The following is a 22,416-nucleotide window of genomic DNA, read 5'->3' on the forward strand; positions in this document are numbered from 1 at the left end:
TCCTATTCAAATGATTCGAATTTTTGCTCGGCGTGGCGAAGAGCACCATAGACGATGACGGCATCGATTCACAAGCTGCCTTGAACCATCTCCCAGGCCCAGCCCGCCAGCATCGTCCCCTCGGGCAAAGTCTGGGACTGCCCCGTCAAGTTCACCGTCACCTGGATGCGGCGACCGTCTCTGACGCGCTGGAAACGGAACACCCCCGTGTGGCCCGTGTCCATGATGTCGACGGGGCCGCCGGTCGCGCCGTTTTGCAAGGCCGGGTGCGTTTTTTTCAGCGCAAGCAAGCCGGCATAAAAATCGGCATGTTCGTAGGTGCCCCAGTCAATGGCGTCCTTCTCGAAAAACTGCAGCTGTTTGTTCAGCCCCGACTCCTGGCCACTGTACACCAGCGGCATGCCAGGCAAAGTGGCGGCCAGCACGGCCATGGCGCGAAAGGCTGAGCCGTATTGCGCCCCATCGTGGCCGTGCCATGAATTGGTGTCGTGGTTGGCGGTGAAGGTCATGCGGTAGGCGTCTGCTGGATACAGCTTCTCGGGCTGCTCCAGATATGTGTGCAGGTCTCGGGCATCGCCTTCGCCCCGGGCGATTTTTTTGAGAACCTCGTAAAGCGACCAGTCATAGGTCATGTCGAACGCCTTAGCGTGCAAGCCCGGATCGGCCCACTCGGCCAGCATGAACACGGGTTTGATCTGTTCCATCTGCGTGCGCGCCTGCTCCCAAAAGAGCGTGGGCAGCAAACCCGCCACGTCGCAGCGAAAGCCATCCACATCGGCCTCACGCAGCCAGTAGAGCATGGCTTCGGTCATGGCAGGCCACAGCGCAGGCTGCTGGTAGTCGAGGCCACAGACATCGGACCAGTCTTCGATCTCGGTGCCGTTGTCGTACAGGTAGCTGTGGATGTCGCCCTGCGCGTTTTTGAGGTACCACTCGGGGTGCTGCTGTGTCCACACATGGTCCCAAGCGGTGTGGTTGGCCACCCAGTCCAGGATGACCTTCATGCCCAACGCATGGGCCTGCTGCACCAGGGCGCAAAAGTCGGCCATCGTGCCGAACTCGGGGTTGACCGCCGTGTAGTCACGGATGGCGTAGTAGCTGCCCAGAGTGCCCTTTCGCATGAGCAGGCCAATCGGCTGGATCGGCATGAACCACAAGATGCTCACCCCCATTTTTTGCAGGCGCGGCAAGTGCGTGGCCATCGCTGTCAGCGTGCCTTCGGGGGTGTATTGGCGGACATTGACTTCGTAAATGCTGGCATTGCGTGACCAGTCCACATGCGGAAAAAGGTTCATGGTGATTGTTTGAATGGATGACACATAGTGGCCACAGATTCCTTATCGCGTGCCCCAGACCCAGCCGCCCAAAGGCGGCACTGTCAGCGTCATTTGCGCGCCCTGCACCTGGACCGCCCCTGCACCCCACCACAGGGTCCCGTGCTTACCACGCAGGGCCGCAGGCAGATCGATCGTCACGGTCTGAGCCTGCCCGCTGTTGTTGTAGGCCATGAGGGCGGTTTGTGATCCATTTTGCCGGGCGAGCACCACCACATGCGGTGTGCTCACCAACGGGGCCTGCAAAACGCCACGGCGCAACACGGCTTGTTTTTGGCGCAATTGCAGCAAGGCCTTGAAGTCACTGCGCAAGGCCAAATCAGGTTGCCCACCCTGATCGGCCCAAGGGTAAGTCATGCGGTTGTACGGGTCATCGCCACCGCTTTGGCCCACCTCATCGCCGTAATACACCGTGGGCGAGCCGGGCAGCGTCATCTGCACCAAGGTGGCCAGTCGCAGTTTTTGTTTGGCCTGTTGAATGACTTCGGGCGTGGCACCGAGCGGGCCGCCCAGCACGTGCAGGGCACGCGCCTGGTCGTGGCTTGACAACAAATTCATCAGCGCATGAAAGGCCTGCCGGGGATAGGCCTCGCGCAAGTGCTCGATGTTGGACACCAGCTTGCGCGCATCGCTGCCGTTGGCAAAGTCCAGCACCGCATTGCGCAGCACATAGTTCATGGTCGAGTCAAACGTGTCACCCAGCAAGTATTTGGACGCATCGAACCAGGTCTCGGCGATCGTGATCGCGTCCGGCCGAGTCTGCTTGACCGCGTGCCGCCATTCACGCCAGAAGTCATCGGGCACCCAGGGGGCCACATCCATGCGCCAGCCTGCAGCCCCTTTGCGCAGCCAACTGCGGGTGACCGAGTCTTTGTCGCCATAGGCAAACTTGCGCCAACCGGGCATTGCCTTGTTCAACTCGGGCAAATCGCTCACACCCACCCAACCTTTGAACTGCATGTCGGGCGCGGCCTGCGTGGCATCGAAGCTGAACCAGTTGGCGTAGGGCGAGTCAGCCCGAATGCGGCCGTTGGCAAATGCGCCTTGGTCCTGTGTGCTGTAGTTGCCAAAGCGGTCAAAGTAGCGCGAGTCGGCCCCCACATGGTTGAGCGAAGCATCGGGGATGATGCGGATGCCGCGCTTGGCTGCTTCACGGGTCAGGCGGGTGAAATCGGCGTTCGTTCCAAAGGCCGGGTCAATCTGGTGGTAGTCGGCCGTGTCGTACTTGTGGTTGCTGGCGGCCTTGAACACGGGCGTCATGTAGATCGCATTGGCCCCCAGGTCGCGGATGTCGTCGAGCTTGTCGATGATGCCTTGCAGATCGCCGCCAAAGAAATCGTTGTTGTAATGTGCGTCCGAGCCGTCGCCCGTGCCGGGTTTGAAGGGCGTTTCGCCCCAACGGCCATGCACCTCAATGCCATGCTGGTGGTACTTGCGCTCACCGACTTTCGGGTCGTTGGCCGGGTTGCCGTTGCGAAAGCGTTCGGGAAAGATGTAGTAATACACCGCGTCCTGTGCCCAAGCGGGTACTTTGAAGGCCGGGTCGTGCACCGTGATGCGAAAGCGCCGCACACGCCGATCTTGTGCAATGGGCAAGCTCACCTGGCCCAAGCCGCCACTGCCTTTTTCTTGGGTCCAGTAAATCGGCTCGACATTGTTCTGATAGACGTACTTCACACCACCGATCAGGACTTCGAACCAGTAGCCGTAAATGGCTTTGTCTTTGAATCGGTAACGGGCCTTGAACAACTCATGCGCACCCGCTGACGTGCGCTGCATGTTGATGCGTGTCAGGTTGCGGTAGTCCAGCACCTCTTGGTTACCTTCGAGGCGGCGCACATCGAGCACCAACGTGGCCTGCTGCACACCGGGCAAGGCCTTGAGCGCCCAGTGCACGGTCTCGTTTTGCGGCACCGCGCCAAAGGGGCTGCGGTAAGCCAGATCCCGCGAGTCGTGGTGCAAACTGAGCGCCACCGGGTCGGTCACCGGCTGCTGGCGGGGGTCCACAAAATGCGGGGCCTGTACCTGCAGCTGCGCAGTCGCCCCCTGCCAAGTCAAACGCAAAGTGTGCGCGCCCGCAAAGCTGTGTTTGGCCCCCGGCACACCCGGCTTGTCGGGGGCCATAAGCAGCACCTCCTTGGCTGCACCCGACACCGCCATGGACCAGCTGCGCCCCGCGCTCCACTGCGCATCGGCCAGTTTGAATTCGTGCTCGCCCTGCAAGTTCACATTGAGGTAGTAGGCGTTGCAGTCCCAAAAAAACTCAAAGTCGTCTTGCGCCGTCCAGCCGTTCATGCTGCCACGCAAATACAGGGGCGGCATGCCCGCTGGTGCGGCGCTGCAGGTGGTGTTGCTGCCTTGGGCCAGGTTATCGGGCACGGCCGTTTGCGCCAAAGCACTGTGCACACAAGCTGCCGCCATCAGGGCCGCCAGGCCCACTCGATCAGACCACATCGTCATTTCTCCAAAGCAAACACATGCACCGACTGGGCAGGCACGGTGATTTGACCCAAGCGCAGCTGCTGCACACGCCCCGCAGGGTACAAAGGCCGCAGCTTGGCGTTGGCTGCCACACCTTCGATGGTCAGGGAGGCCGCTTGCTCGCCATAGTTGATGAGCACCAGGCTGTGCTCATGCCCAAAGCGGCGTTGGTAAGCCATGAGCGGGCCTTGTGCCTGTGCAAACTCGTAGCTGCCGCGTGCAATCGACACCCGGCTGTTGCGCAGCGCCAGCATGTCACGGTAAAAAGACCCGATCGAATGGGGGCTTTGCATCTGCCCCAAGACATGGTGTGTGGCCAGGTTGCTGGCCAGTGCCCGGTAGGGCTGGCCCGTGGTGAAACCCGCGTTTTTCGGGTCGGGTGTCCAGCTCAATGGTCCTCGAATTTTAGGGTCATCACTGAGGCCCTTGACCCCGCCCATGCCAATGTGCTCACCGTAATAAATGAAAGGCGTGCCCGGCAACAAAAGGTAGGTGGCGGCCGCCAATTTGTAGTGGGTCTCGTTGCCGCCCACCTGATCCCACAGGCGCTGACCGGCGAACTGGTCGTGGTTGGACACGAAGGTGGCCAGGGTGTGTGGTGCCTTCACAAAGTACTGCACCACCTCTTGAATGGCTTTGGCATCCCCTTTGGCGGCCGGGACGATTTTGTTCTCCAGTCCAAACGCAAACGAGCCGCCACAGACCTCTGGGTTGGCATAGGCGCGGGGCTGAGCCGTGGCTTCACACACCACATAACGGCCCGGGTAGGATTGAATCAGGCGCGTCAAATCGCCCGTCAACTGTCGGCTCTCGGGCTGGTCGTTCCAGTCCTTGGCGTTGTTTTCGATCAAGTGGGGCACCGCGTCCAGGCGCATGCCGTCCAGCCCCCGGTTGAGCCAAAAGCGCAGGCTGTCCTGGTGGTAGGCCACCACCTGAGGATGGCGCAAATTGAAGTCGGGCATGGGTGCGCCAAAGGTGGCCAAATAACTGCCCTTGGGGGTTTGAACCCAAGGATCGCGCCCCCAGATGTCCCAGCCTTGGGGGTGTTCCTGCCGCCACTCGTACCAAGCGCGGTAAGGCCCTTGGGGCTCACGCTGGCTCTGTACAAACAAGGGGTGTGTGTCTGCGCTGTGGTTGACCACATAGTCCATGATCACCCCGATGCCCCGCGCATGGGCTTCGCGGATCAGTTCATCAAAATCGGCCAAAGTACCGTAGGCAGGTTCGATGTCGCGGTAATCGGTGGTGGCGTAACCATGGTCCCCGTCGGCGCTGCGCGTGATGGGCATCAGCCAGATGCCCCGGATGCCCAGCTTTTGTAAATGGTCCAAGGACTGCGTCAAACCGCGCAAGTCACCAATACCATCGCCATTGCTGTCTCGCCAGCTGCGCACAAAAATTTCCATGAACGCACCGTGCTGCCAGCCCTCGGGCAAGGCACTGGGCCGCAGTTGTGCGGGCACAGGGCTCAGGTCCACCGGCGCTTGGGCCTGCACAGCGCCAGACAGCGCCAGCATCCAGGCGGCACAGGCCTTTCGGACCAAATGATTTGAAAACAATGAAGGCATGACTGGTTGTGCTCAGTGGTGTTGTCGGTACACGGTGACCGATTGGGGTGGCTGGCTCAGGGTGGCTGTGCCATCCAGACCGGCCACCAGCTCAGGCGCTGACGGGTACTCAGCGACCCACCGGGTCGCGGCACCCAGCGCATTCAGGGTGACGGGCTGCGCCATCAGCCCGTAGTTGTAAAGCACCAGGGTGCGCTCGCTGCCCCAGTTGCGCTGAAAACCCATGAGCGTCCCATGTGCCCAAGCCGCGCTGTAGTCGCCCCGAGCCAAAGAAGGCAAGCGTTGACGCAGGCCGATCAGGGTTTTGTAAAAACTGTGCAAACTGCCCTCGACCCCGTGTTGGGCTTGCACATGGTTGACCGCAATGTTGGCCGACGCGGCGCGAAACGGCACGCCCGATGTGAAGCCGCTGACCTGCCCCGTCCAGCTCATGGGCGTGCGCAAGGCCCAGTCCCCAGACAGGCCCGAGCCATTGGCCATGCCGATTTCTTCGCCGTAATAAATGAAGGGCGTGCCCGGCAAGAGCAGATAACTGGCAGCGGCCAGCTTGTACTGCGCCAAGTTGCCCGACAACTGGTTCCACACGCGCTCACCCGCAAAGCTGTCGTGATTGGCCAAAAACGTGGCCATGCCGGGCGGTGCCGTGAGAAAGTACTGGTTGAGCGAGGCGATGGCCGCGCTGTCCCCCCGAACTGCACGCAGGATGTGGTCCTTGAGGTCAAAAGCAAAGGCGCGGCCACACGAGGTCGTGGCCGCAAAAGCCTGGGGGGCCGCAGGCGCTTCACACACCATGAAACGCTTGTCGTAACTGTTCAACAGCGCCTGAACCTGCCCCATGATGCGGTGGTTCTCGGGTTGACTCTCCCAGGCCGTGGGGCCGTTTTCGACCAAATTGCCCACCGCATCAAAACGGAACCCGTCCACCCCCAGGTTCAACCAAAAGCGCAGATTGTCATGGTGAAAGGTCGTGACCTGCTCGTTTTTCCAGTTGAAGTCGGGCATGCCGGACCAAAAGGGTGCGTAGTAAACACCGTTGCCGCTGCTGTACCAAGGGTTTTGCCCCCACACACGCCAGCCCGAAGGTGCCGTGTCCTGCCAGACAAAATAGGGGCGCTGCGGGTTGCGTTTGGCCGAGGCGGCATTCAAAAACAAGGGATGCTGGCTGCTGGCATGGTTGATCACATGGTCCAGGATCACCCCCATGCCACGCTGGTGGGCTTGCGTCAGCAGTTGGCTCATGTCGGCCAAGCTGCCGTAATCGGCGTCAATGCTGCGGTAATGCGTGACCGCATAACCGTGGTCGTGATCTTCGCTCTGGGTCACGGGCATCAGCCACAGACCCTGAACACCCAAATCTTGCAAATAGTCCAGCTGCGAGATCAAGCCCTTGAGGTCGCCTTTACCGTCGCCATCGCTGTCTTTGTAGCCCCGCACATAAATTTGCATGAAGGCACCGTTCATCCAGCCATCGGGCAGCGAGCTGGCCCCCCCTTGGGCCTGCACAGCGCCCACATCGGGCACCGCCAAATTGCGGCCTGTGCCCGACTCCAGGTTCACAGACGCACTTGGCACCACCCCGCCTCCACCACCACAGGCCGCCAACAGCACAACGAGGGCCACAAACCCAAGCCCTTTCAGGCTGAATGCGCGAAGTGTTTTTGTCATGGGATATCTCAAATCAACAGGCCGCCGAAATGTAGGAAAGTTACAGATTCTCCCCACTCCAGCCCCATCACTGCTAAGTAATTACCCTAAATAGATGTCAAAAAGCCTGACTTTATGTAGTTTTATTACGATAATCAACTTGTCTGTGACCCACTTCCTTTGCGCATGACCAGTTTATTGACCCGTTCGGCTTTTCGATGGTTCACCTCGGTGTGCGCGGGCGCGTGCCTGCTCGTCCCGCTTGCCAAGGTGTCGGCACACGCCGCACAACCCTCGCTCGCCGCACCGGTGGCAGACCTGTGCAACAGCACGGACCCCAGCACGGTGCTGCAGGCCAACCCACAGGCACTGCCCGCACAGGCGCACTGGCTGCACGGTGTACTGCTGCAGTGGCCCACTCACACCGCCCTGACCAATGGCCACCGTTTCAGCCTACTGGCTTCGCCAAAAAGCCGTTTGCAAGTGCAGCTTGGCCGCCCCGCCGAAGGGGTTGAGCAGCGCTGGCCCCTGCGCATTTCCCCTGGTCCTCTATCGCCAGCTCTGCGCCAACGCTTTGACTTCCTCAAACCAGGTGTGTTGCTGCAGATGCCCCCTTTGCCTGGTGCCACGCAGCGCGACCTGCACACCCAACAAAACGTGCTGGTTGAAGAAGACGCACAAGGCCGGGTGGTGGCCGCCACACGCGTGCAGGCCGCAGGCGCGCTCGATGCGCTTTTTGCGCCCAGCGCACAAGCTGTGCACTTGGGTCCCAGCTTTCACGGCCAACAAGTGAAGTTGGCCCTGTGGGCTCCCACCGCGCAACAGGTGCAGCTGTGCCTGTACCCCGGGGCCACAACACCTGCCAGCCAAATGCAAGTGTTGCAGCGCGACGCCACCAGCGGCACCTGGTCGGCCACGCTGCCCGCCAAAGCCACTGGCGCGTATTACCGTTTTGCCGTGACCGTGCATGTGCCCGGTGTGGGTTTGGTGCGCAACCTCGTCACCGACCCTTACGCCGTCAGTTTGAGTGCCAACTCCCTGCGCAGCCAGATTTTGGACCTGAACGACCCGGCCTTGCAGCCTGCGAACTGGATGCGTGACACGCCCCCGGCCACCGTCCGCCAAGCCACCGACATGGTGATCTACGAATTGCATGTGCGGGACTTTTCAATCAGCGACGACTCGGTGCCCGTGGCCGACCGTGGCAAGTACCTGGCTTTCACCCATGGTCAGTCGCGGGGCATGCAGCACCTCAAAGCCTTGGCCCGTGCTGGCCTGACCGATGTGCATTTGCTGCCCGTGTTTGACCTGGCCAGCGTGCCCGAAACCTCGTGCCTGAGCCCACAGCCCTCGGGCAGCGCCAACAGCGACAGCCAACAAGCCGCCGTGAAAGCCGTGGCCGCACAAGACTGCTTCAACTGGGGCTACGACCCTTTCCATTTCAATGCGCCCGAGGGGAGTTATGCCAGCGATGCACAAGACGGCACGCGCCGCGTGATCGAGTTGCGCCAGATGGTGCAAGCCCTGCACCGCGCGGGGCTGCGCGTGGGCATGGACATGGTCTACAACCACACTTCAGCCTCGGGTCAGCACGCGCAATCGGTACTCGACCGCATCGTGCCCGGGTACTACCAGCGACTCAATGACCAGGGCGTGGTCGAGCGCTCCACCTGCTGCGACAACACCGCCACCGAACACGTCATGATGGAAAAGCTGATGTCCGACTCGGTGCTGCTCTGGGCGCGCCACTACAAAATGGACTCCTTCCGATTTGACCTGATGGGGCACCAACCCAAAAAGGCCATGATGCGCATGCAACAGCGCATTGAGAAGGCCTTGGGACGGCGCATCGACTTCATTGGCGAAGGCTGGAACTTTGGCGAAGTGGCCAATGGAGCACGTTTTGTGCAGGCCTCGCAAATGTCCTTGAACGGCACGGGCATCGGCACCTTCAATGACCGATTGCGCGACGCCGTGCGTGGCGGCAGCGCCAGCGACACCCCCGAGCGCATTCAGGCCGACCAAGGCTACATCAGCGGCTTGGTGCTGCAGCCCAACGCCCTGGCCCGTGCTGGACAAAGTCCACAAGACCTGATGAAAGTGGCCGACCAAGTGCGTGCCGGTTTGGCAGGATCACTGCGCACTTACCGCATGACCACCGCCACCGGTGAGCCACGCGCTTTGCAGGACATCCCCTACGGCACTCAGCCCACGGGCTATGTGCAAGAACCCAGCGAAGTGGTGAACTACACCGAAAACCACGACAACCTGACGCTCTGGGACAGCTTGGCCTTCAAACTGCCCCGTACCACCAGCGCAGCAGAACGCGCCCGGGTGCAAGTGCTGGGCGCGGCCCTGGTGGCCTTCAGCCAAGGCGTGGCCTACTTTCATGCGGGGCAAGACATCCTGCGCTCCAAGTCGCTTGACGGCAACAGCTACGACTCGGGCGACTGGTTCAACCGCTTGGACTGGACCTACCAAACCAACCACTTCGGCACAGGCTTGCCGCCCCAACAAGACAACGGGCACCTGTACCCCCTGATGTGTGATCTGCTGCCAGACCCGGCGCTGCAAGCGGCCCCTGCCGACATCGCTTTTGCGCGTGATGCGTTTCGCGACCTGCTGAAAATCCGCGCCAGCAGCACGCTGCTGCGCATGCCCACGGCGGCCGACATCCACCAGCGCCTGCGCTTTTTCAACGTCGGTCCCACACAAAACCCGGCCGTGATCGCCGCGCACCTGGATGGCCGAGGCCTGCGCGGAGCCCGCTTTGACGAGATGGTGCTGCTGCTCAATGTCGACGCCCGCCCCCACAGCCTGAGCGATGCGGCGCTGCAGGGCAAAGCCTTGCAACTGCACCCGGTGCACCGGGACCCGGCCGCCGCCGACACACGGCCAGCACAGCTGGCCCGCCACGACGCGGCCACAGGACGCTTTGAGGTGCCTGCGCGCACCGCTCTGGTTTATGTTTTGCCTGCCAGCACGTCTGACACCAAGCCCATGGATTCCCCAAAATGACTGCGATGAAACCACCTCTTCCAAACCTGCACCGCTGGATGTTGGGCATGGGCCTGGCCTTGGGCCTGGGCACCGCCGCTCAGGCCGTAGAGGTCACCATCACCTGCGGCCCCAGCGGCAGCGATGTGGAGTTCTGCCTGAAACACGCCCAAGCTTGGGCCACCAAAACCGGCCACACCATCAAGAACTTTTCGCCGCCCACCAGCCCCACTGAAAAACTGGCGCTCTACCGCCAGCTCTTTGCGGCCAAGTCTGGGGACATCGATGTACTGCAAATCGACACCGCCTGGCCGGGCATCCTCAAAGACCACCTGCAAGACCTCAAGCCCTTCAGCAAAGGGCTAGAAAACCAGCACTTCCCCGCCATCGTGACCAACAACACGGTGGGCGGGCGTCTGCTGGCCATGCCGTGGTACACCGATGCGGGCCTGCTGTACTACCGAAAAGACTTGCTGGCCAAGTACAAACTGCCCGTGCCCACCACTTGGGAAGAGCTCACCGCCGCCGCGCAAAAAGTGCAAGCCGGGGAACGCGCCAAAGGCGACAATGATTTTCATGGCTTTGTGTTCCAGGCCAAGGCCTATGAAGGCCTGACCTGCAACGCGCTCGAATGGGTCAGCGGCAGCGGCGGCGGCACCGTGGTCGATGCGCAAGGCCAGATCACCATCAACAACGCACAGGCTGCACAAGCCCTGAACCGCGCCGCCCGCTGGATTGGCACCATCTCGCCCGTGGGCGTGCTCAACTACGAAGAAGAAGAGGCACGGGGCGTGTTCCAAAACGCCAACGCCTTGTTCATGCGCAACTGGCCTTATGCCTGGTCCTTGCTGCAAAAGGACGACAGCTTGGTCAAGGGCAAGGTGGGCATTGCCAAACTGCCAGGCACCCCCAGCGCCGCCACCTTGGGTGGCTGGCACTTGGGTGTGTCCAAGTACAGCAAAAACGCCGCCATTGCCGCTGACTTGGTGATGTACATGACCAGCGCCCAGGTGCAAAAAGCCCGCGCCATGGGCGGCTCCTTCAACCCCACGCTGCCTGCGCTGTACCAAGACAAAGACATCATCACCGCCAACGATTTCATGTCGAGTTTGGCCGATGTGTTTGCCAACAGCGTGGCCCGCCCCACCACCGCCACCGGCCTGAAGTACCCGCAGGTCAGCCAAAGTTTTTACAACGCGGCGCACGAGGTCATGTCCCAACGCGCCACTGGCGAAGAGGCGGTCAAAAAACTTGAATCCCGCCTCAAACAAATCCGCCGCAAACACTGGTAAGCCCCCATGAACTCCAGAATCCGCACCGCCTGGCTTTTCCTCACCCCCATGATCGTGCTCATGCTGATCGTGGCAGTGTGGCCCTTGGCCCGCTCCATTTGGTTCAGTTTCACCGACACCAACATCAACGACATCGCCGCAGGCCAGTTTGTGGGCCTGGAAAACTACTTCGGTGAATACGGCCTGTTCTTCAACCCCAACGACGAAGAAGGTTTTTGGGCTGGGGACTGGGGCGTGTCGATCCGCAACACCTTCAGCTTTGCGGTGGTCTCGGTCATCCTCGAAACCCTGACGGGTTTGGGTTTGGCGCTGCTGCTCAACCAAGAGTTCAAGGGCCGCGCCTTTGTGCGCACCGCCGTGCTGGTGCCTTGGGCCATCCCGACCATCGTGTCGGCCAAAATGTGGGGCTGGATGCTCAACGACCAGTTTGGTGTGATCAACACCCTGCTGCTGGACGCCGGGCTGATCAGCCAAAAAATAGCTTGGACCGCCGAGCCCAGCTACGCGCTGTGGACGGTGGTCATGGTCGATGTGTGGAAGACCACACCCTTCATGGCCTTGTTGATTTTGGCCGCGCTGCAAACCGTGCCCAAGGACTGCTACGAAGCCGCCCGCGTGGACGGCGTGCACCCGCTGCGCGTGTTCTGGAAGATCACACTGCCCCTGATCCGGCAGCCACTTTTGGTGGCCATTGTGTTTCGCCTGCTTGACTCGCTGCGGGTGTTTGACCTGATTTATGTGCTGACCGCCAATGGCAGCACCACCATCAGCATGTCCGGCTTTGTGCGCCGCGAAATGGTGGAGTACGGCAACATGGGTTTTGGCTCAGCGGCGTCAACCTCGCTGTTCCTCATCATCATGCTGACCGCCATCCTTTTCCTGCGCTTGGCCCGCGTGAAACTTGCCGAGAACGCCCAATGAACCACCGCTCCAAACTGGCCACAGCCCTGCTGTACCTGATCTCCGCCATCGTGGTGGTCTTGTCGGTCTACCCCTTCATCTACGCCATTTCGACCTCGCTCAAAACCGGCACCGCCCTGTTCAATTCGCAGCTGATCCCCAGCAACGCCGACTTGCGCAACTACGTGGCCTTGTTTGAAGGCGTGCAGCCCTTTGGCAAAAGCCTGCTCAACTCGATCATGGTGGCGGTGCTCACCGTGGGCTTTGCCATGCTGATGGGCGTGACCGCCGCTTATGCGCTGGGCCGCATCCGTTTCAAGGGCAAGGGCCTGCTTTTGGTCTGCATTTTGGGCGTGTCCATGTTTCCGCAGGTGGCGGTACTTTCGGGCATGTTCGAGCTGATCCAGTCGCTGGGCCTGTACAACAAGGCTCTGGGCCTGGTGCTGCCCTACACCATCTTTACGCTGCCCTTCACCGTGTGGATTCTCACCACCTTCATGCGCGAGCTGCCCGGCGAACTCGAAGAAGCCGCCATCATGGACGGGTGCGGTCCGATCCGCATCATCTTCCAAGTCTTCATGCCGCTTTTGTGGCCCGCGCTGGTGTCCACCGGGCTGCTGGCCTTCATCGGGGCTTGGAACGAATTCATGTTTGCGCTGACCTTTGTGGTGAGCGACACCGAGCGCACCGTGCCGGTGGCCATCTCGCTGATCGCGGGGGCCACGGCGTTTGAAATTCCCTGGGGCACCATCATGGCCGGTTCGGTGATCGTCACCGTGCCGCTGCTGCTCTTGGTCTTCGTTTTCCAAAAACGCATCGTGTCGGGCCTGACGGCGGGCGCGGTCAAAGGTTGAACTTTTTCGATTGCAAACACCATGAACAAAGCACCCAACAACCACTGGTGGCGCGGTGGCGTCATTTACCAAATCTATCCCCGCTCTTTTGCCGACAGCAACAGCGACGGCGTGGGCGACTTGCCGGGCATCACCGCCAAGCTGGACTATGTGGCCAGCCTGGGCGTGGACGCGATCTGGCTCTCGCCATTTTTCAAAAGCCCGATGAAGGACTTCGGCTACGACGTGAGCGACTACTGCGACGTCGATCCGCTGTTTGGCACGCTGGACGATTTCCGCACCTTGGTGCAAAGCGCACACGCCAAGGGGCTGAAGGTCGTGATCGACCAGGTGCTCTCGCACACCTCGGACCAGCACCCCTGGTTTGAGGAAAGTCGCGCCTCCAAAACCAACCCCAAAGCCGACTGGTATGTGTGGGCCGATGCCAAGGACGATGGCACCCCGCCCAACAACTGGCTGAGTGTGTTCGGTGGCAGCTCCTGGCAATGGGACACCCGCCGCAAGCAGTACTACCTGCACAATTTTTTGAGCAGCCAACCTGACCTGAACTTCCACAACCCCGAAGTGGTCGAGGCCATTTTGGGCACCGTCAAATTCTGGCTCGAACTGGGTGTGGACGGCTACCGCTTGGACACCGCACCGTTCTACTTCCACGACAAGGAACTGCGCAACAACCCGGGCCGGGGCGGGGCCAAGGAGGGCGACAACACCGTGTCCGACGTCAACCCCTACGGCTGGCAGTGGCATGTGTACGACAAAGAGCGCCCCGAGAACCTTGAATTTTTCAAGAAACTGCGCGCCTTGGTCGACCAGTACCCCAACACCACCATGGTCGGCGAGATCGGCACCGACGACAGCATTGCCACCATGGCCGCCTACACCAGCGACGGTGACAAGCTGCACATGGCCTACAGCTTTGACTTGCTGGGCAAAGATTCGAGCGCGCCTTATCTGCACGGCCTGATGCAAAAATTCGCCGACAAGAGCCAAGGCGGCTGGCCGTCCTGGGCGCTGGCCAACCACGATGTGGAGCGGGTCGGCTCGCGCTGGGGCGGCCCCGAGCGCAACTTGCAAAAACTGCGCTTGGCCGCCGCTTTTCAGATGTGCCTGCGCGGCTCGCCCTGCCTGTACCAGGGCGACGAACTCGGCCTGCCCGAGGCCGACATCGCCTTTGAAGACCTGCAAGACCCGCCCGGCATCGCCATGTGGCCCGAATACAAAGGCCGCGACGGCTGCCGCACGCCCATGCCCTGGGTGAGCCAAGCGGCTGACATCGGCTTTGGCGATGGCAAGACCAAAGCCTGGCTGCCCTACACCGAGGCCTACCGCCCACTGGCCGCCGATGTGCAAGAGCGCGATGCGGCGTCGCACCTGAACTTTTATCGCCAACTGCTGCAGTGGCGTCGCACACAACCCGCCCTCATCCACGGCGAACAAGCATTGCTGCCCGTGCACCCGCAGGTCATGGCCTTTGTGCGCGAGCACGAGGGCCAACGCGTGCTGTGCGCTTTCAACTTCAGCGCGCAAGCGGCCAGCCTGCCCCTGCCGTCCGACATGCAGGCACTACACACCATAACGCTGCCCGGCCTGAGTGGCGGCTGCTTGTCGGGCCACGCTTTGGCCTTTGAGCCCTTTGGTGGCCTCATCGTTCAATTGGCCTGAATAGGCCTGAATAGGCCCGAACCGGCCCCACCGAAACCTACACCGCGCTGGAGTACACCCCATGTCTCGCATCGAATTCAAGAACATCTGCAAGCGCTACGCACCGCATTTGCCGATGACCATCCACAACGCCAACCTGACCATCGAGCACGGCGAATTTTGTGTCTTTGTTGGCCCCTCGGGCTGCGGCAAATCCACCCTGCTGCGCATGGTGGCCGGTCTGGAAGACATCAGCGCCGGCGATTTGCTGATCGGCGACCAACGCGTGAACGACCTGCCCCCCGCCAAGCGCGGCGTGGCCATGGTGTTCCAGAGTTACGCGCTTTACCCGCACATGACCGTGGGTGAAAACATGGCCTTTGGTCTGCGCGTGTTGGGCTCGAACAAAGCCGAGATCGACCGCAAGGTGAAAGAGGCCGCAGACATTTTGCAGCTGACCCCGCTGCTGGACCGCCTGCCCAAAGCCCTGTCGGGCGGGCAGCGCCAGCGCGTGGCGATTGGCCGCGCCATCGTCAAGCAACCCAAGGTGTTTTTGTTTGACGAACCCCTGTCCAACTTGGATGCGGCTTTGCGCGTGCAGACCCGGCTGGAGATCGCCAAGCTGCACAAAGACATGGGCTCAGCCAGCATGATCTATGTGACGCACGACCAGGTCGAGGCCATGACCCTGGCCAACAAAATCGTGCTGCTGCACACCGGTGCACTGATCCAGGAGCGCGGCAGCGTGGCGCAGGTGGGCTCGCCCATGAACCTGTACCACCGCCCGGCCAGCCTGTTCGTGGCCGAATTCATCGGCTCGCCCAAGATGAACCTGCTCAAAGGCACGCTGCAAAGTGCCGAGGCCACACACGCCACGGTGGACGTGGGCGGCCACACGCTCACGGTGGCGGTGGACGCCCGCCATTTAAAAGCCGGTGAAGCGGTGCAAGTGGGCATTCGCCCCGAGCACATTCCTTTGGGTGCCGAAGGTGCAGGCACCGCCGTGACCGCCAGCTTGCAACACATCGAACGCCTGGGCGATGCGTCGCTGCTGTATGTGCAAATCCCGGGCCAACCCATGGCCACCGTCAAGGTCGAGGGCAGCGCCGCGCTGGCCGCGGGCTCGGCCCTCACGCTGCGCCTGATGCCCGATCAGCTGCACCTGTTTGACCGCCAAGGCATCGCCTGCCACCGCCCCGTGGAACTGCCCGAATAAGCCCCTGCTTTTTTCATTGCGTATTGGCCCCCGTCATGAACTCATCCGATCAAGCCTGGTGGAAAAGCAGCGCCGTCTACCAAATCTACCCCCGCAGCTTTTGTGACAGCAACGGTGACGGCATCGGCGACATCCCGGGCATCACGAGCAAGCTGGACCATCTGAAAACGCTGGGCGTGGACGTGGTCTGGCTCTCGCCGGTGTACGAGTCGCCCAACGACGACAACGGCTACGACATCAGCGACTACCGCGCCATCATGGGCGAGTTTGGCACCATGGCCGACTTTGATGCCATGCTGGCAGGCATGAGCGAGCGAGGCATGGCCCTCATGATGGACTTGGTGGTCAACCACACCTCAGACGAGCACGAATGGTTTCGCCAGGCGCGGTCTTCGCGTGACAACCCGTACCACGATTACTACATCTGGCAAGAACCCGTGGAAGGCCGCGCGCCCACCAACTGGGAGTCGGCTTTCAGCGGCCCGGCCTGGAGCTTGAACGAGGCCACCGGTGAGTATTACCTGCACATGTTCTCGCCCAAACAGCCCGACCTGAACTGGGAGAACCCCAAAGTGCGTGCCGAGGTCTATGACCTGATGCACTTTTGGTTTAAAAAAGGCGTGCACGGTTTTCGCATGGACGTGATCAACCTGATCTCCAAGCCCTGGCGTGCGGACGGCTGCCTGCCCGATGCGCCCGTGGTGCAGCGGGGGTTTTTGCAGCCCGCCTTCGAGATGGTCAAACACGGCCCGCGCTTTGTCGAGTTCATGCGCGAGATGCGCCGCGAAGTGCTGGACCATTACAACAGCCTCACCGTGGGCGAATCACCCTGCGCCACCGTGGAAGAAGCCGCCGAGATCACCCACCCCGACACCGGGGCCTTGAACATGGTGTTCCAGTTTGAACACATGGACCTGGACAGCCAAGCGGGCAAAGGCAAATGGGCGCTCAAAGCCCTGCACTTGCCCGACCTCAAAGCCAGCCTGAGCCGCTGGCAAAACGGCCTGCATGGCCGAGGCTGGAACAGCCTGTACTGGAACAACCACGACCAACCGCGCATCGTCTCACGCTTGGGCGACGACGGCCCCCAATACCGCGAACGCTCGGCCAAAATGCTGGCCACTTGCCTGCACTTGATGCAAGGCACGCCCTATGTCTACCAAGGCGAAGAACTGGGCATGACCAATGTGGCCTGGCCCGACATCACGAACTACCAAGACATCGAAACCCGCAACATGTACCGCGTGGCCACCCAAGAAAAAGGCCAGTCCCCCGACAAAGTGCTGCGCAGCATCCACGCCAAAGGCCGCGACAACGCCCGCACCCCCATGCAGTGGACCGCACAGGCCCATGGCGGCTTCACCACCGGCACCCCATGGCTGGCGGTGCACAAAAACCACGACCACATCAACGCCGAGGCGGCGCTGGCCCAGCCCGACTCGGTGTTTCACCACTACCGCCAACTGTTGGCCCTGCGCAAGCAATGGCCCGTGCTGGTGCATGGCCGCTACACACTGCTGCTGCCCGCACACCCCCATGTGTTTGCCTACCTGCGCTCGGACGAACAACACAGCGTGGTGGCGCTGTGCAATTTCAGCGGCCAGTTCCAGCGCCTGCCGCTGACGGAACTGCCCGATCTGCGCACAGCCACCCCCCTGATCGGCAACCTGCCCTTTGAAGAATGGCCCATGGCCCCCGACACCCTGGCCGCCTGGGAAGCCCGGGCTTACCTGCTGCCCGGTGCAGCTTTAACACACAACGCTTGAGTCCTCCATGACACACCACCGCCGTTGGCAACGCACCGCACTCTGGCTGGGTCTTGCCCCCCTCACCCTGCTGTCCGCTCAGGCCATTTCAGCAAGCTCGGTCTACGATGCCCGAGAAAAAGACTGGCGCAATGGCGCTGTGGTCTACCAAATCTTGGTGGACCGCTTTGTGCCCTCGGCCAATCTGGCCGCCAAAAAGCACCTCTACCCGGCACCCAAAGTGCTGCACGACTGGCACGAAGTGCCGCGGCGCGGTGTGGATCTGCCCGATCAGAAACTCAACAGCCAGGAGCTGGCCTTTTGGGGCGGCGACCTGCAAAGCGCCCGCTCGCGGCTGGACCATGTGCAGCAACTCGGGGCCACGGCGGTCTACCTCAACCCCATCCACCTGGCCTGGACCAACCACAAATACGACGCCCTCGACTTCAAGGCCATCTCCCCCGAATTCGGCACCCGCGAAGACTTCAAACAATTTGCCCGCGAAGCGCACCAGCGCGGCATGAAGGTGGTGCTGGACGGTGTGTTCAACCACATGGGCCGCAACAGCCCGGCCTTCAAAGAAGCCATGGCCAAGCCGAGCAGCCCTTGGCGCCACTGGTTTGCCATTGGCCCGCAATACAAAGGCGGGGCACGGGTCTGGACCGGTTACCAAAACCTGCCCGAACTCAACCTGGAACACCCGCCCGTGCGCCAGTACCTGTATGAAGCGCCCGACTCGGTGCTGCGCGGCTACCTGCGCGACGGGGCCGACGGCTGGCGTCTGGACACGGCGTTTGAGTTGGGCCACCGTTACCTGCAAGACCTGCGCCATGCAGCCCGCCAAGAGAAAAAAGACGCGCTCATCGTGGGCGAGATCGTCAACTACCCCGACCAATGGCTGCAATCGATGGACGGGGTGATGAACTTCACGCTGCGGCAAATCATCCTCGGCCTGGCCCAAGGCGAACTGAGCACGTCCGCCGCCACCCGCATGACCGAACGCCTGGTGCGTGACGCCGGCATCGAGCCGCTGCTCAAGTCTTGGAACGTGATCGACAACCACGACATCCCCCGCATCCACACCCAACTGCCCGACACGCGCCTGCGCCGGTTGGTGCAAGCGCTGCAATTCACCCTGCCGGGCTCGCCCAATGTGTATTACGGCAGCGAAGTCGGCATGACCGGCGGCGGCGACCCGGAAAACCGAGGCCCCATGCGCTGGGACCAAGTGCAGCCCGACCAAGCCGAACTGGTCTGGATGAAACGGCTGATTGCCCTGCAACAAGGGCACCGCGCCCTGCGCGTGGGCGACTACCGCCGCATCGAGGCTGAGCGCCTGTTCGCCTTTGAACGCCACACCGACAAAGCACTGGACACGCGCATCGTGCTGGCCAACCCGAGCCACACACCCGTGACCGAAAAAATCATGGTGGCCAATGCCGCCCTGATGGACGACACCCCCCTGGTGAACCTGCTGGCCGACGACCCCACCCAAGCCGTGACCACCATGGGCCCCGGCCTGATCACCGTCACCGTCCCCGCACAAAGCGTGATGGTGCTGCAACCCGTGGAACGCGATTTGGGTGGGTACAGTCGGTACAAGCGGGTGCGGTGAAGTTTGCAAAATGTCAGGCTCATGTGAATCCAATCGGAATGCAGATTGCATCTAAGTGGTTTTCAACTCGGAGAACGACATGGACAAAAACTTCTGGCCCCCGATCTTGGCTTTGGCGATTCCGCTGCTGGCTTTGCTTATCCCGATTGCTTACATTGTTTTTCGCTTTGTGCTGCAAAGCCGCAAGGCCCAGCTGATGCACGAGACCCTTCGCCACTTTGCGCAATTGGGGCAGCCCATTCCGCCTGAATTGTTGCAACAAGAGCCGCCCAGCGCCGCCTTGACTACCCCCACACCAGAGCAAAAAGCCGAGCGCGTGGCCAGCTTGCTGCGCAAGGCGGTGTTGGCCATGTGTTCGGGCTTGGGGCTGGGCTTGGTGGTGTATTGGGTCAACCTCGACAACGGCGAGTTCAACGGTTTCCATGGCTGGGCCTGGGGCTTGTTGCCCTTCATCCTGGGCTTGGGCTGGCTGTTTCTTTGGGTGGCCGAATCTCGGCAGCTGCGGCATGAACAGGCACTGGCGCGTGGCGAGACGGACTGAGTGTGTCCGCCCCCTCTTTGGCGCAGGAGCGCGAGTGGCTGCGCTTGGCGCAGCACCATCGCGATCCACAGGCCTTCGGGCAGCTGGTGGCCCTTCACCAGGGGCGTGTGCGTGCGGTGCTGCGCAAGCTCACCCGGGGCCAGCGGGCCCTGGCCGATGAGTTGGCGCAAGAAACTTTCATCAAAGCTTGGCGGGCCTTGCCCACGTTCCGGCACGGGGCGCAGTGGAGCACTTGGCTGCACCGCATTGCTTACCTCGAATTTTTGCAGCACCAAAGGCGCTGGGCCGATGAGCACGCCAACACCGCATCTCCCGAGCATCAGGCCATCGAAGCCACGCACTCGGCCCACGATTTGCGCCTAGACTTGGAGAAGGCCTTGGCACAATTGCACCCTTTGGAAAACGCCGCCATCGTGTACTGTTACCACGGTGGCTTGAGCCATGCTGAGGCGGCGCAAGTTTTGGACTTGCCTTTGGGCACCGTCAAAAGCCATGTCTTGCGCGGGCGCGCCAAACTGCAAACGTTGCTGGCCGCATGGAAGCCCACAGACACTCAGGAGTCACCATGAACAAAACCACCGCTGACACCTCGCATGCCGATGACTGGCTGACGCCTTTGTTGTTGCAGGACGCGTATGGAAACCCAAGCCCACAACAGGACGCGGCTTTTGTGGCGCAAGTCTTGGCCCGTCTGGATGTGCCGCTCGCTGCCCACGTTAAGCCCTGCATACCCAAGGTCCATACCGCCTTGAACCAAGAGCGTGGTTTGTTGCTCGGGTTTCAGATGCTGGTGGTTGTTTTTATATTCTTATCCGCACCTGCTGGCGTGCAAGCCTGGCTGCAGGTTGCTCAAGCCCCTATGAACATGTTAGCGTGGTATGACCACAATCTGTGGAGCTTGGCTCTGGGTCTGGGAATGATGGTTTATGGGGCACTTAAATTGCTGAATATGCCTGAAGAGGCTATGGTCCTTGAAATCGACTCAACCAAATTTCTTATCTAAGCGCCAATTCAGATTGACCCTTTGCTGATCGCAAAATGTTCGATATCAACCGATAAGCCCAAGCTTTTGACGTCGCATTCGTGCATGAGCAGCTCGGGCATGAGGCACCCAGCCCTGCGTGAGCCAACGCCGCCACATCAACAAACCACGTATCCACTCATCGGCCGCGTAGGCCAGCCAGACCCCCATCAATCCCCAACCCCAGTGCACTCCCAGCAGCCAACTGCCGCCCGCGAGCACCACCGCCATGGAGCCCGCCCCGGCATAAAACGGATACCGGGCATCGCCCGTGGCCCTCAACGCCGAAATCACGATCAAATTGAAGGTGCGGCCCGTCTCCAGCAGGACAGACAGCCACATCAGCTGGCTGCCTACCCGCAAAATGGCCGGGTCTTGCGTGAACAAACCCAGCAACCAAGTGCCCAGCAAGGCCTGCACACAGGCCACGACCAACGTCACGGCAAAGCCGATTTTCTGGGCCTTGCGCACCAGATCGTGCGCCTGCCTGAACTGGCGTGCCCCAACCATGTGGCCGACCACCATTTCAACGGTGATGCCAATCGCCACGGCGCTGATCAATATCCACATGTTGAACTGCAAGACATAGGTCTGGGTGGCCAACGCCTGCGTGCCCATGAGGCCAACAGCGGCCACGCTGACCATGAAGGCGGCCTCCCAAGACAGGTTTTCCGCCGCGCCGGGCAAGCCGATGTGCAGCACAGGCTTCAATTGAGCCCAACGCACCCGCCACCAGTCTGCCCACTGTGGACGCAGCCCTAGCCGCAGCCGCCACAAATACAGGTGCAAGGCCATGCCCACCAAACGGCTGATGATGACGGCCACCGCAAAACCCGGCAAACTCAACGCCGACAACGGCCCCCAACCGGTCATCAAGGGCCAGGCCAGCGCCAAGTGGGTGGCGTGCATGACGATCATCACGGCCAGCGTGTCGCGGTTGCGCAGGTGTGCCCGCATGACCCCGGCCATACAGGCGTTCCAGGCGTCCAGCACCAATGCGAGCGCTAGCGATTGCAAAAACGGTGCGGCCAGCAGCAACACATCAGCGGGGGCATTGAGCATCTGCAGCATCGGGCGTGCGCACAACAAGGCCAGCATGGCTGCCAACCCGCCCATCCAGGTGCCCGAGGCCAGCGCGGCGCGTGCAACCCGGTCGGCCTCCGGGCGATGCCCGGCCCCAAGGTTTTGCGTGATGACCACACTCACCCCCGCCCCCACCAGACGGAAGACCATGAACAACAGGCCAAACACGTGGTGGGACAGCGCAAAAGCGCCTCCCGCCGCGTCAGACATTCGCGCCGCCAGCGCCGTGCCGACCATGCCGACCACCAATCCGAGCGACAGTTCTATGAACAGGGGCAAGACCAGCGTTGCGATGGCCGGCTGAGGCTTCAGATTTCCGGTTTTCACGGGTAAGGATTTCATAAAAGTCGAGAACGCCAAGCCGCGCTGTATGGGCAAAATTGACCACACCCTGCCGTAGCATTACTACACAGCTTCGGCGACATTGGGCCTAGAATGCAAAAGGCTTGGTCTTGATGCTGGTCATTGTGATGCGCTTAGCCAC

The 22,416-nt window shown here is 61.4% G+C and carries 16 protein-coding genes; 11 read left to right on the plus strand and 5 right to left on the minus strand.

From position 1 onward, the window contains the following. Positions 1–68: 68 nt before the first annotated feature. The 4 genes from B9Z48_RS17725 to B9Z48_RS17740 are packed head-to-tail and all read right to left on the minus strand — an operon-like array spanning position 69 to position 7,048. Positions 69–1,295 (minus strand): alpha-amylase family glycosyl hydrolase, encoded by a 1,227-nt coding sequence (locus B9Z48_RS17725; RefSeq protein WP_108380149.1) that lies wholly within the window; start codon positions 1,293–1,295, stop codon positions 69–71. Positions 1,296–1,337: 42 nt separating this feature from the next. After that, the gene (locus B9Z48_RS17730; RefSeq protein ID WP_158273312.1) at positions 1,338–3,788 is read right to left on the minus strand and encodes a glycoside hydrolase family 13 protein; all 2,451 of its coding nucleotides are present in this window, start codon (positions 3,786–3,788) and stop codon (positions 1,338–1,340) included. A 2-nt stretch (positions 3,789–3,790) separates the two neighbouring features. Continuing rightward, on the minus strand, positions 3,791–5,383 hold the full coding sequence (locus B9Z48_RS17735) for an alpha-amylase family glycosyl hydrolase (protein WP_108380151.1): 1,593 nt from the start codon (positions 5,381–5,383) through the stop codon (positions 3,791–3,793). Between the two features lie 12 nt (positions 5,384–5,395). Further along, a complete protein-coding gene (locus tag B9Z48_RS17740; protein WP_108380152.1) occupies positions 5,396–7,048 on the minus strand; it encodes an alpha-amylase family glycosyl hydrolase in 1,653 nt (550 codons plus the stop codon). Positions 7,049–7,213: 165 nt separating this feature from the next. Between B9Z48_RS17740 and B9Z48_RS17745 the strand changes: the two genes are divergently transcribed. The 11 genes from B9Z48_RS17745 to B9Z48_RS17795 all read left to right on the plus strand — a co-directional run bounded on the left by B9Z48_RS17745 (position 7,214) and on the right by B9Z48_RS17795 (position 20,831). After that, on the plus strand, positions 7,214–10,045 hold the full coding sequence (locus B9Z48_RS17745) for an alpha-1,6-glucosidase domain-containing protein (protein WP_108380189.1): 2,832 nt from the start codon (positions 7,214–7,216) through the stop codon (positions 10,043–10,045). Positions 10,046–10,050: 5 nt separating this feature from the next. After that, positions 10,051–11,316: an ABC transporter substrate-binding protein gene (locus tag B9Z48_RS17750; RefSeq protein ID WP_108380153.1), complete on the plus strand. Its 1,266-nt coding sequence runs from the start codon at positions 10,051–10,053 to the stop codon at positions 11,314–11,316. 6 nt (positions 11,317–11,322) lie between these two features. Continuing rightward, positions 11,323–12,237, plus strand: a complete 915-nt coding sequence (locus tag B9Z48_RS17755; protein ID WP_108380154.1) for a carbohydrate ABC transporter permease — start codon at positions 11,323–11,325, stop codon at positions 12,235–12,237. Beyond that, positions 12,234–13,070: a carbohydrate ABC transporter permease gene (locus tag B9Z48_RS17760; protein WP_108380155.1), complete on the plus strand. Its 837-nt coding sequence runs from the start codon at positions 12,234–12,236 to the stop codon at positions 13,068–13,070. The genes B9Z48_RS17755 and B9Z48_RS17760 overlap by 4 nt, the downstream gene beginning before the upstream one ends. Positions 13,071–13,091: 21 nt before the next feature. Next, positions 13,092–14,732 (plus strand): alpha-glucosidase family protein, encoded by a 1,641-nt coding sequence (locus B9Z48_RS17765; protein ID WP_108380156.1) that lies wholly within the window; start codon positions 13,092–13,094, stop codon positions 14,730–14,732. Between the two features lie 61 nt (positions 14,733–14,793). Further along, a complete protein-coding gene (locus tag B9Z48_RS17770; RefSeq protein ID WP_108380157.1) occupies positions 14,794–15,927 on the plus strand; it encodes an ABC transporter ATP-binding protein in 1,134 nt (377 codons plus the stop codon). Between the two features lie 35 nt (positions 15,928–15,962). After that, positions 15,963–17,693, plus strand: a complete 1,731-nt coding sequence (locus B9Z48_RS17775) for an alpha-glucosidase (RefSeq protein ID WP_108380158.1) — start codon at positions 15,963–15,965, stop codon at positions 17,691–17,693. Positions 17,694–17,700: 7 nt separating this feature from the next. Then, positions 17,701–19,287, plus strand: a complete 1,587-nt coding sequence (locus B9Z48_RS17780) for a glycoside hydrolase family 13 protein (RefSeq protein WP_108380159.1) — start codon at positions 17,701–17,703, stop codon at positions 19,285–19,287. Between the two features lie 79 nt (positions 19,288–19,366). Further along, positions 19,367–19,828 carry a DUF6249 domain-containing protein gene (locus B9Z48_RS17785; RefSeq protein ID WP_108380160.1) on the plus strand — a complete coding sequence of 154 codons (462 nt, stop codon included), beginning with the start codon at positions 19,367–19,369 and terminating at the stop codon, positions 19,826–19,828. A gap of 2 nt (positions 19,829–19,830) precedes the next feature. Further along, a complete protein-coding gene (locus tag B9Z48_RS17790) occupies positions 19,831–20,397 on the plus strand; it encodes an RNA polymerase sigma factor (RefSeq protein ID WP_199233546.1) in 567 nt (188 codons plus the stop codon). After that, positions 20,394–20,831 carry a hypothetical protein gene (locus B9Z48_RS17795; RefSeq protein ID WP_108380161.1) on the plus strand — a complete coding sequence of 146 codons (438 nt, stop codon included), beginning with the start codon at positions 20,394–20,396 and terminating at the stop codon, positions 20,829–20,831. Before B9Z48_RS17790 ends, B9Z48_RS17795 begins: the two co-directional genes overlap by 4 nt. Positions 20,832–20,876: 45 nt before the next feature. Here the strand turns inward: B9Z48_RS17795 and B9Z48_RS17800 are convergent, their stop codons facing one another. Further along, entirely contained in the window at positions 20,877–22,259 is a 1,383-nt protein-coding gene (locus B9Z48_RS17800) for an MATE family efflux transporter (RefSeq protein ID WP_233261185.1), read from the minus strand. Positions 22,260–22,416: the final 157 nt, after the last annotated feature.

The sequence above is a fragment of the Limnohabitans sp. WS1 genome (genome assembly GCF_003063265.1).
Taxonomy (GTDB): Bacteria; Pseudomonadota; Gammaproteobacteria; order Burkholderiales; family Burkholderiaceae_C; genus Limnohabitans_A.

Excerpts from the sequence above, each read along its gene's own strand:
- B9Z48_RS17750 (WP_108380153.1), top strand. The coding sequence starts at position 10,051 with ATGAAACCACCTCTTCCAAACCTGCACCGCTGGATGTTGGGCATGGGC.
- B9Z48_RS17795 (WP_108380161.1), top strand. The coding sequence starts at position 20,394 with ATGAACAAAACCACCGCTGACACCTCGCATGCCGATGACTGGCTGACG.
- B9Z48_RS17760 (WP_108380155.1), top strand. The coding sequence starts at position 12,234 with ATGAACCACCGCTCCAAACTGGCCACAGCCCTGCTGTACCTGATCTCC.
- B9Z48_RS17740 (WP_108380152.1), bottom strand. The coding sequence starts at position 7,048 with ATGACAAAAACACTTCGCGCATTCAGCCTGAAAGGGCTTGGGTTTGTG.
- B9Z48_RS17785 (WP_108380160.1), top strand. The coding sequence starts at position 19,367 with ATGGACAAAAACTTCTGGCCCCCGATCTTGGCTTTGGCGATTCCGCTG.
- B9Z48_RS17745 (WP_108380189.1), top strand. The coding sequence starts at position 7,214 with ATGACCAGTTTATTGACCCGTTCGGCTTTTCGATGGTTCACCTCGGTG.
- B9Z48_RS17770 (WP_108380157.1), top strand. The coding sequence starts at position 14,794 with ATGTCTCGCATCGAATTCAAGAACATCTGCAAGCGCTACGCACCGCAT.
- B9Z48_RS17780 (WP_108380159.1), top strand. The coding sequence starts at position 17,701 with ATGACACACCACCGCCGTTGGCAACGCACCGCACTCTGGCTGGGTCTT.
- B9Z48_RS17755 (WP_108380154.1), top strand. The coding sequence starts at position 11,323 with ATGAACTCCAGAATCCGCACCGCCTGGCTTTTCCTCACCCCCATGATC.
- B9Z48_RS17735 (WP_108380151.1), bottom strand. The coding sequence starts at position 5,383 with ATGCCTTCATTGTTTTCAAATCATTTGGTCCGAAAGGCCTGTGCCGCC.
- B9Z48_RS17725 (WP_108380149.1), bottom strand. The coding sequence starts at position 1,295 with ATGAACCTTTTTCCGCATGTGGACTGGTCACGCAATGCCAGCATTTAC.
- B9Z48_RS17765 (WP_108380156.1), top strand. The coding sequence starts at position 13,092 with ATGAACAAAGCACCCAACAACCACTGGTGGCGCGGTGGCGTCATTTAC.
- B9Z48_RS17775 (WP_108380158.1), top strand. The coding sequence starts at position 15,963 with ATGAACTCATCCGATCAAGCCTGGTGGAAAAGCAGCGCCGTCTACCAA.
- B9Z48_RS17730 (WP_158273312.1), bottom strand. The coding sequence starts at position 3,788 with ATGTGGTCTGATCGAGTGGGCCTGGCGGCCCTGATGGCGGCAGCTTGT.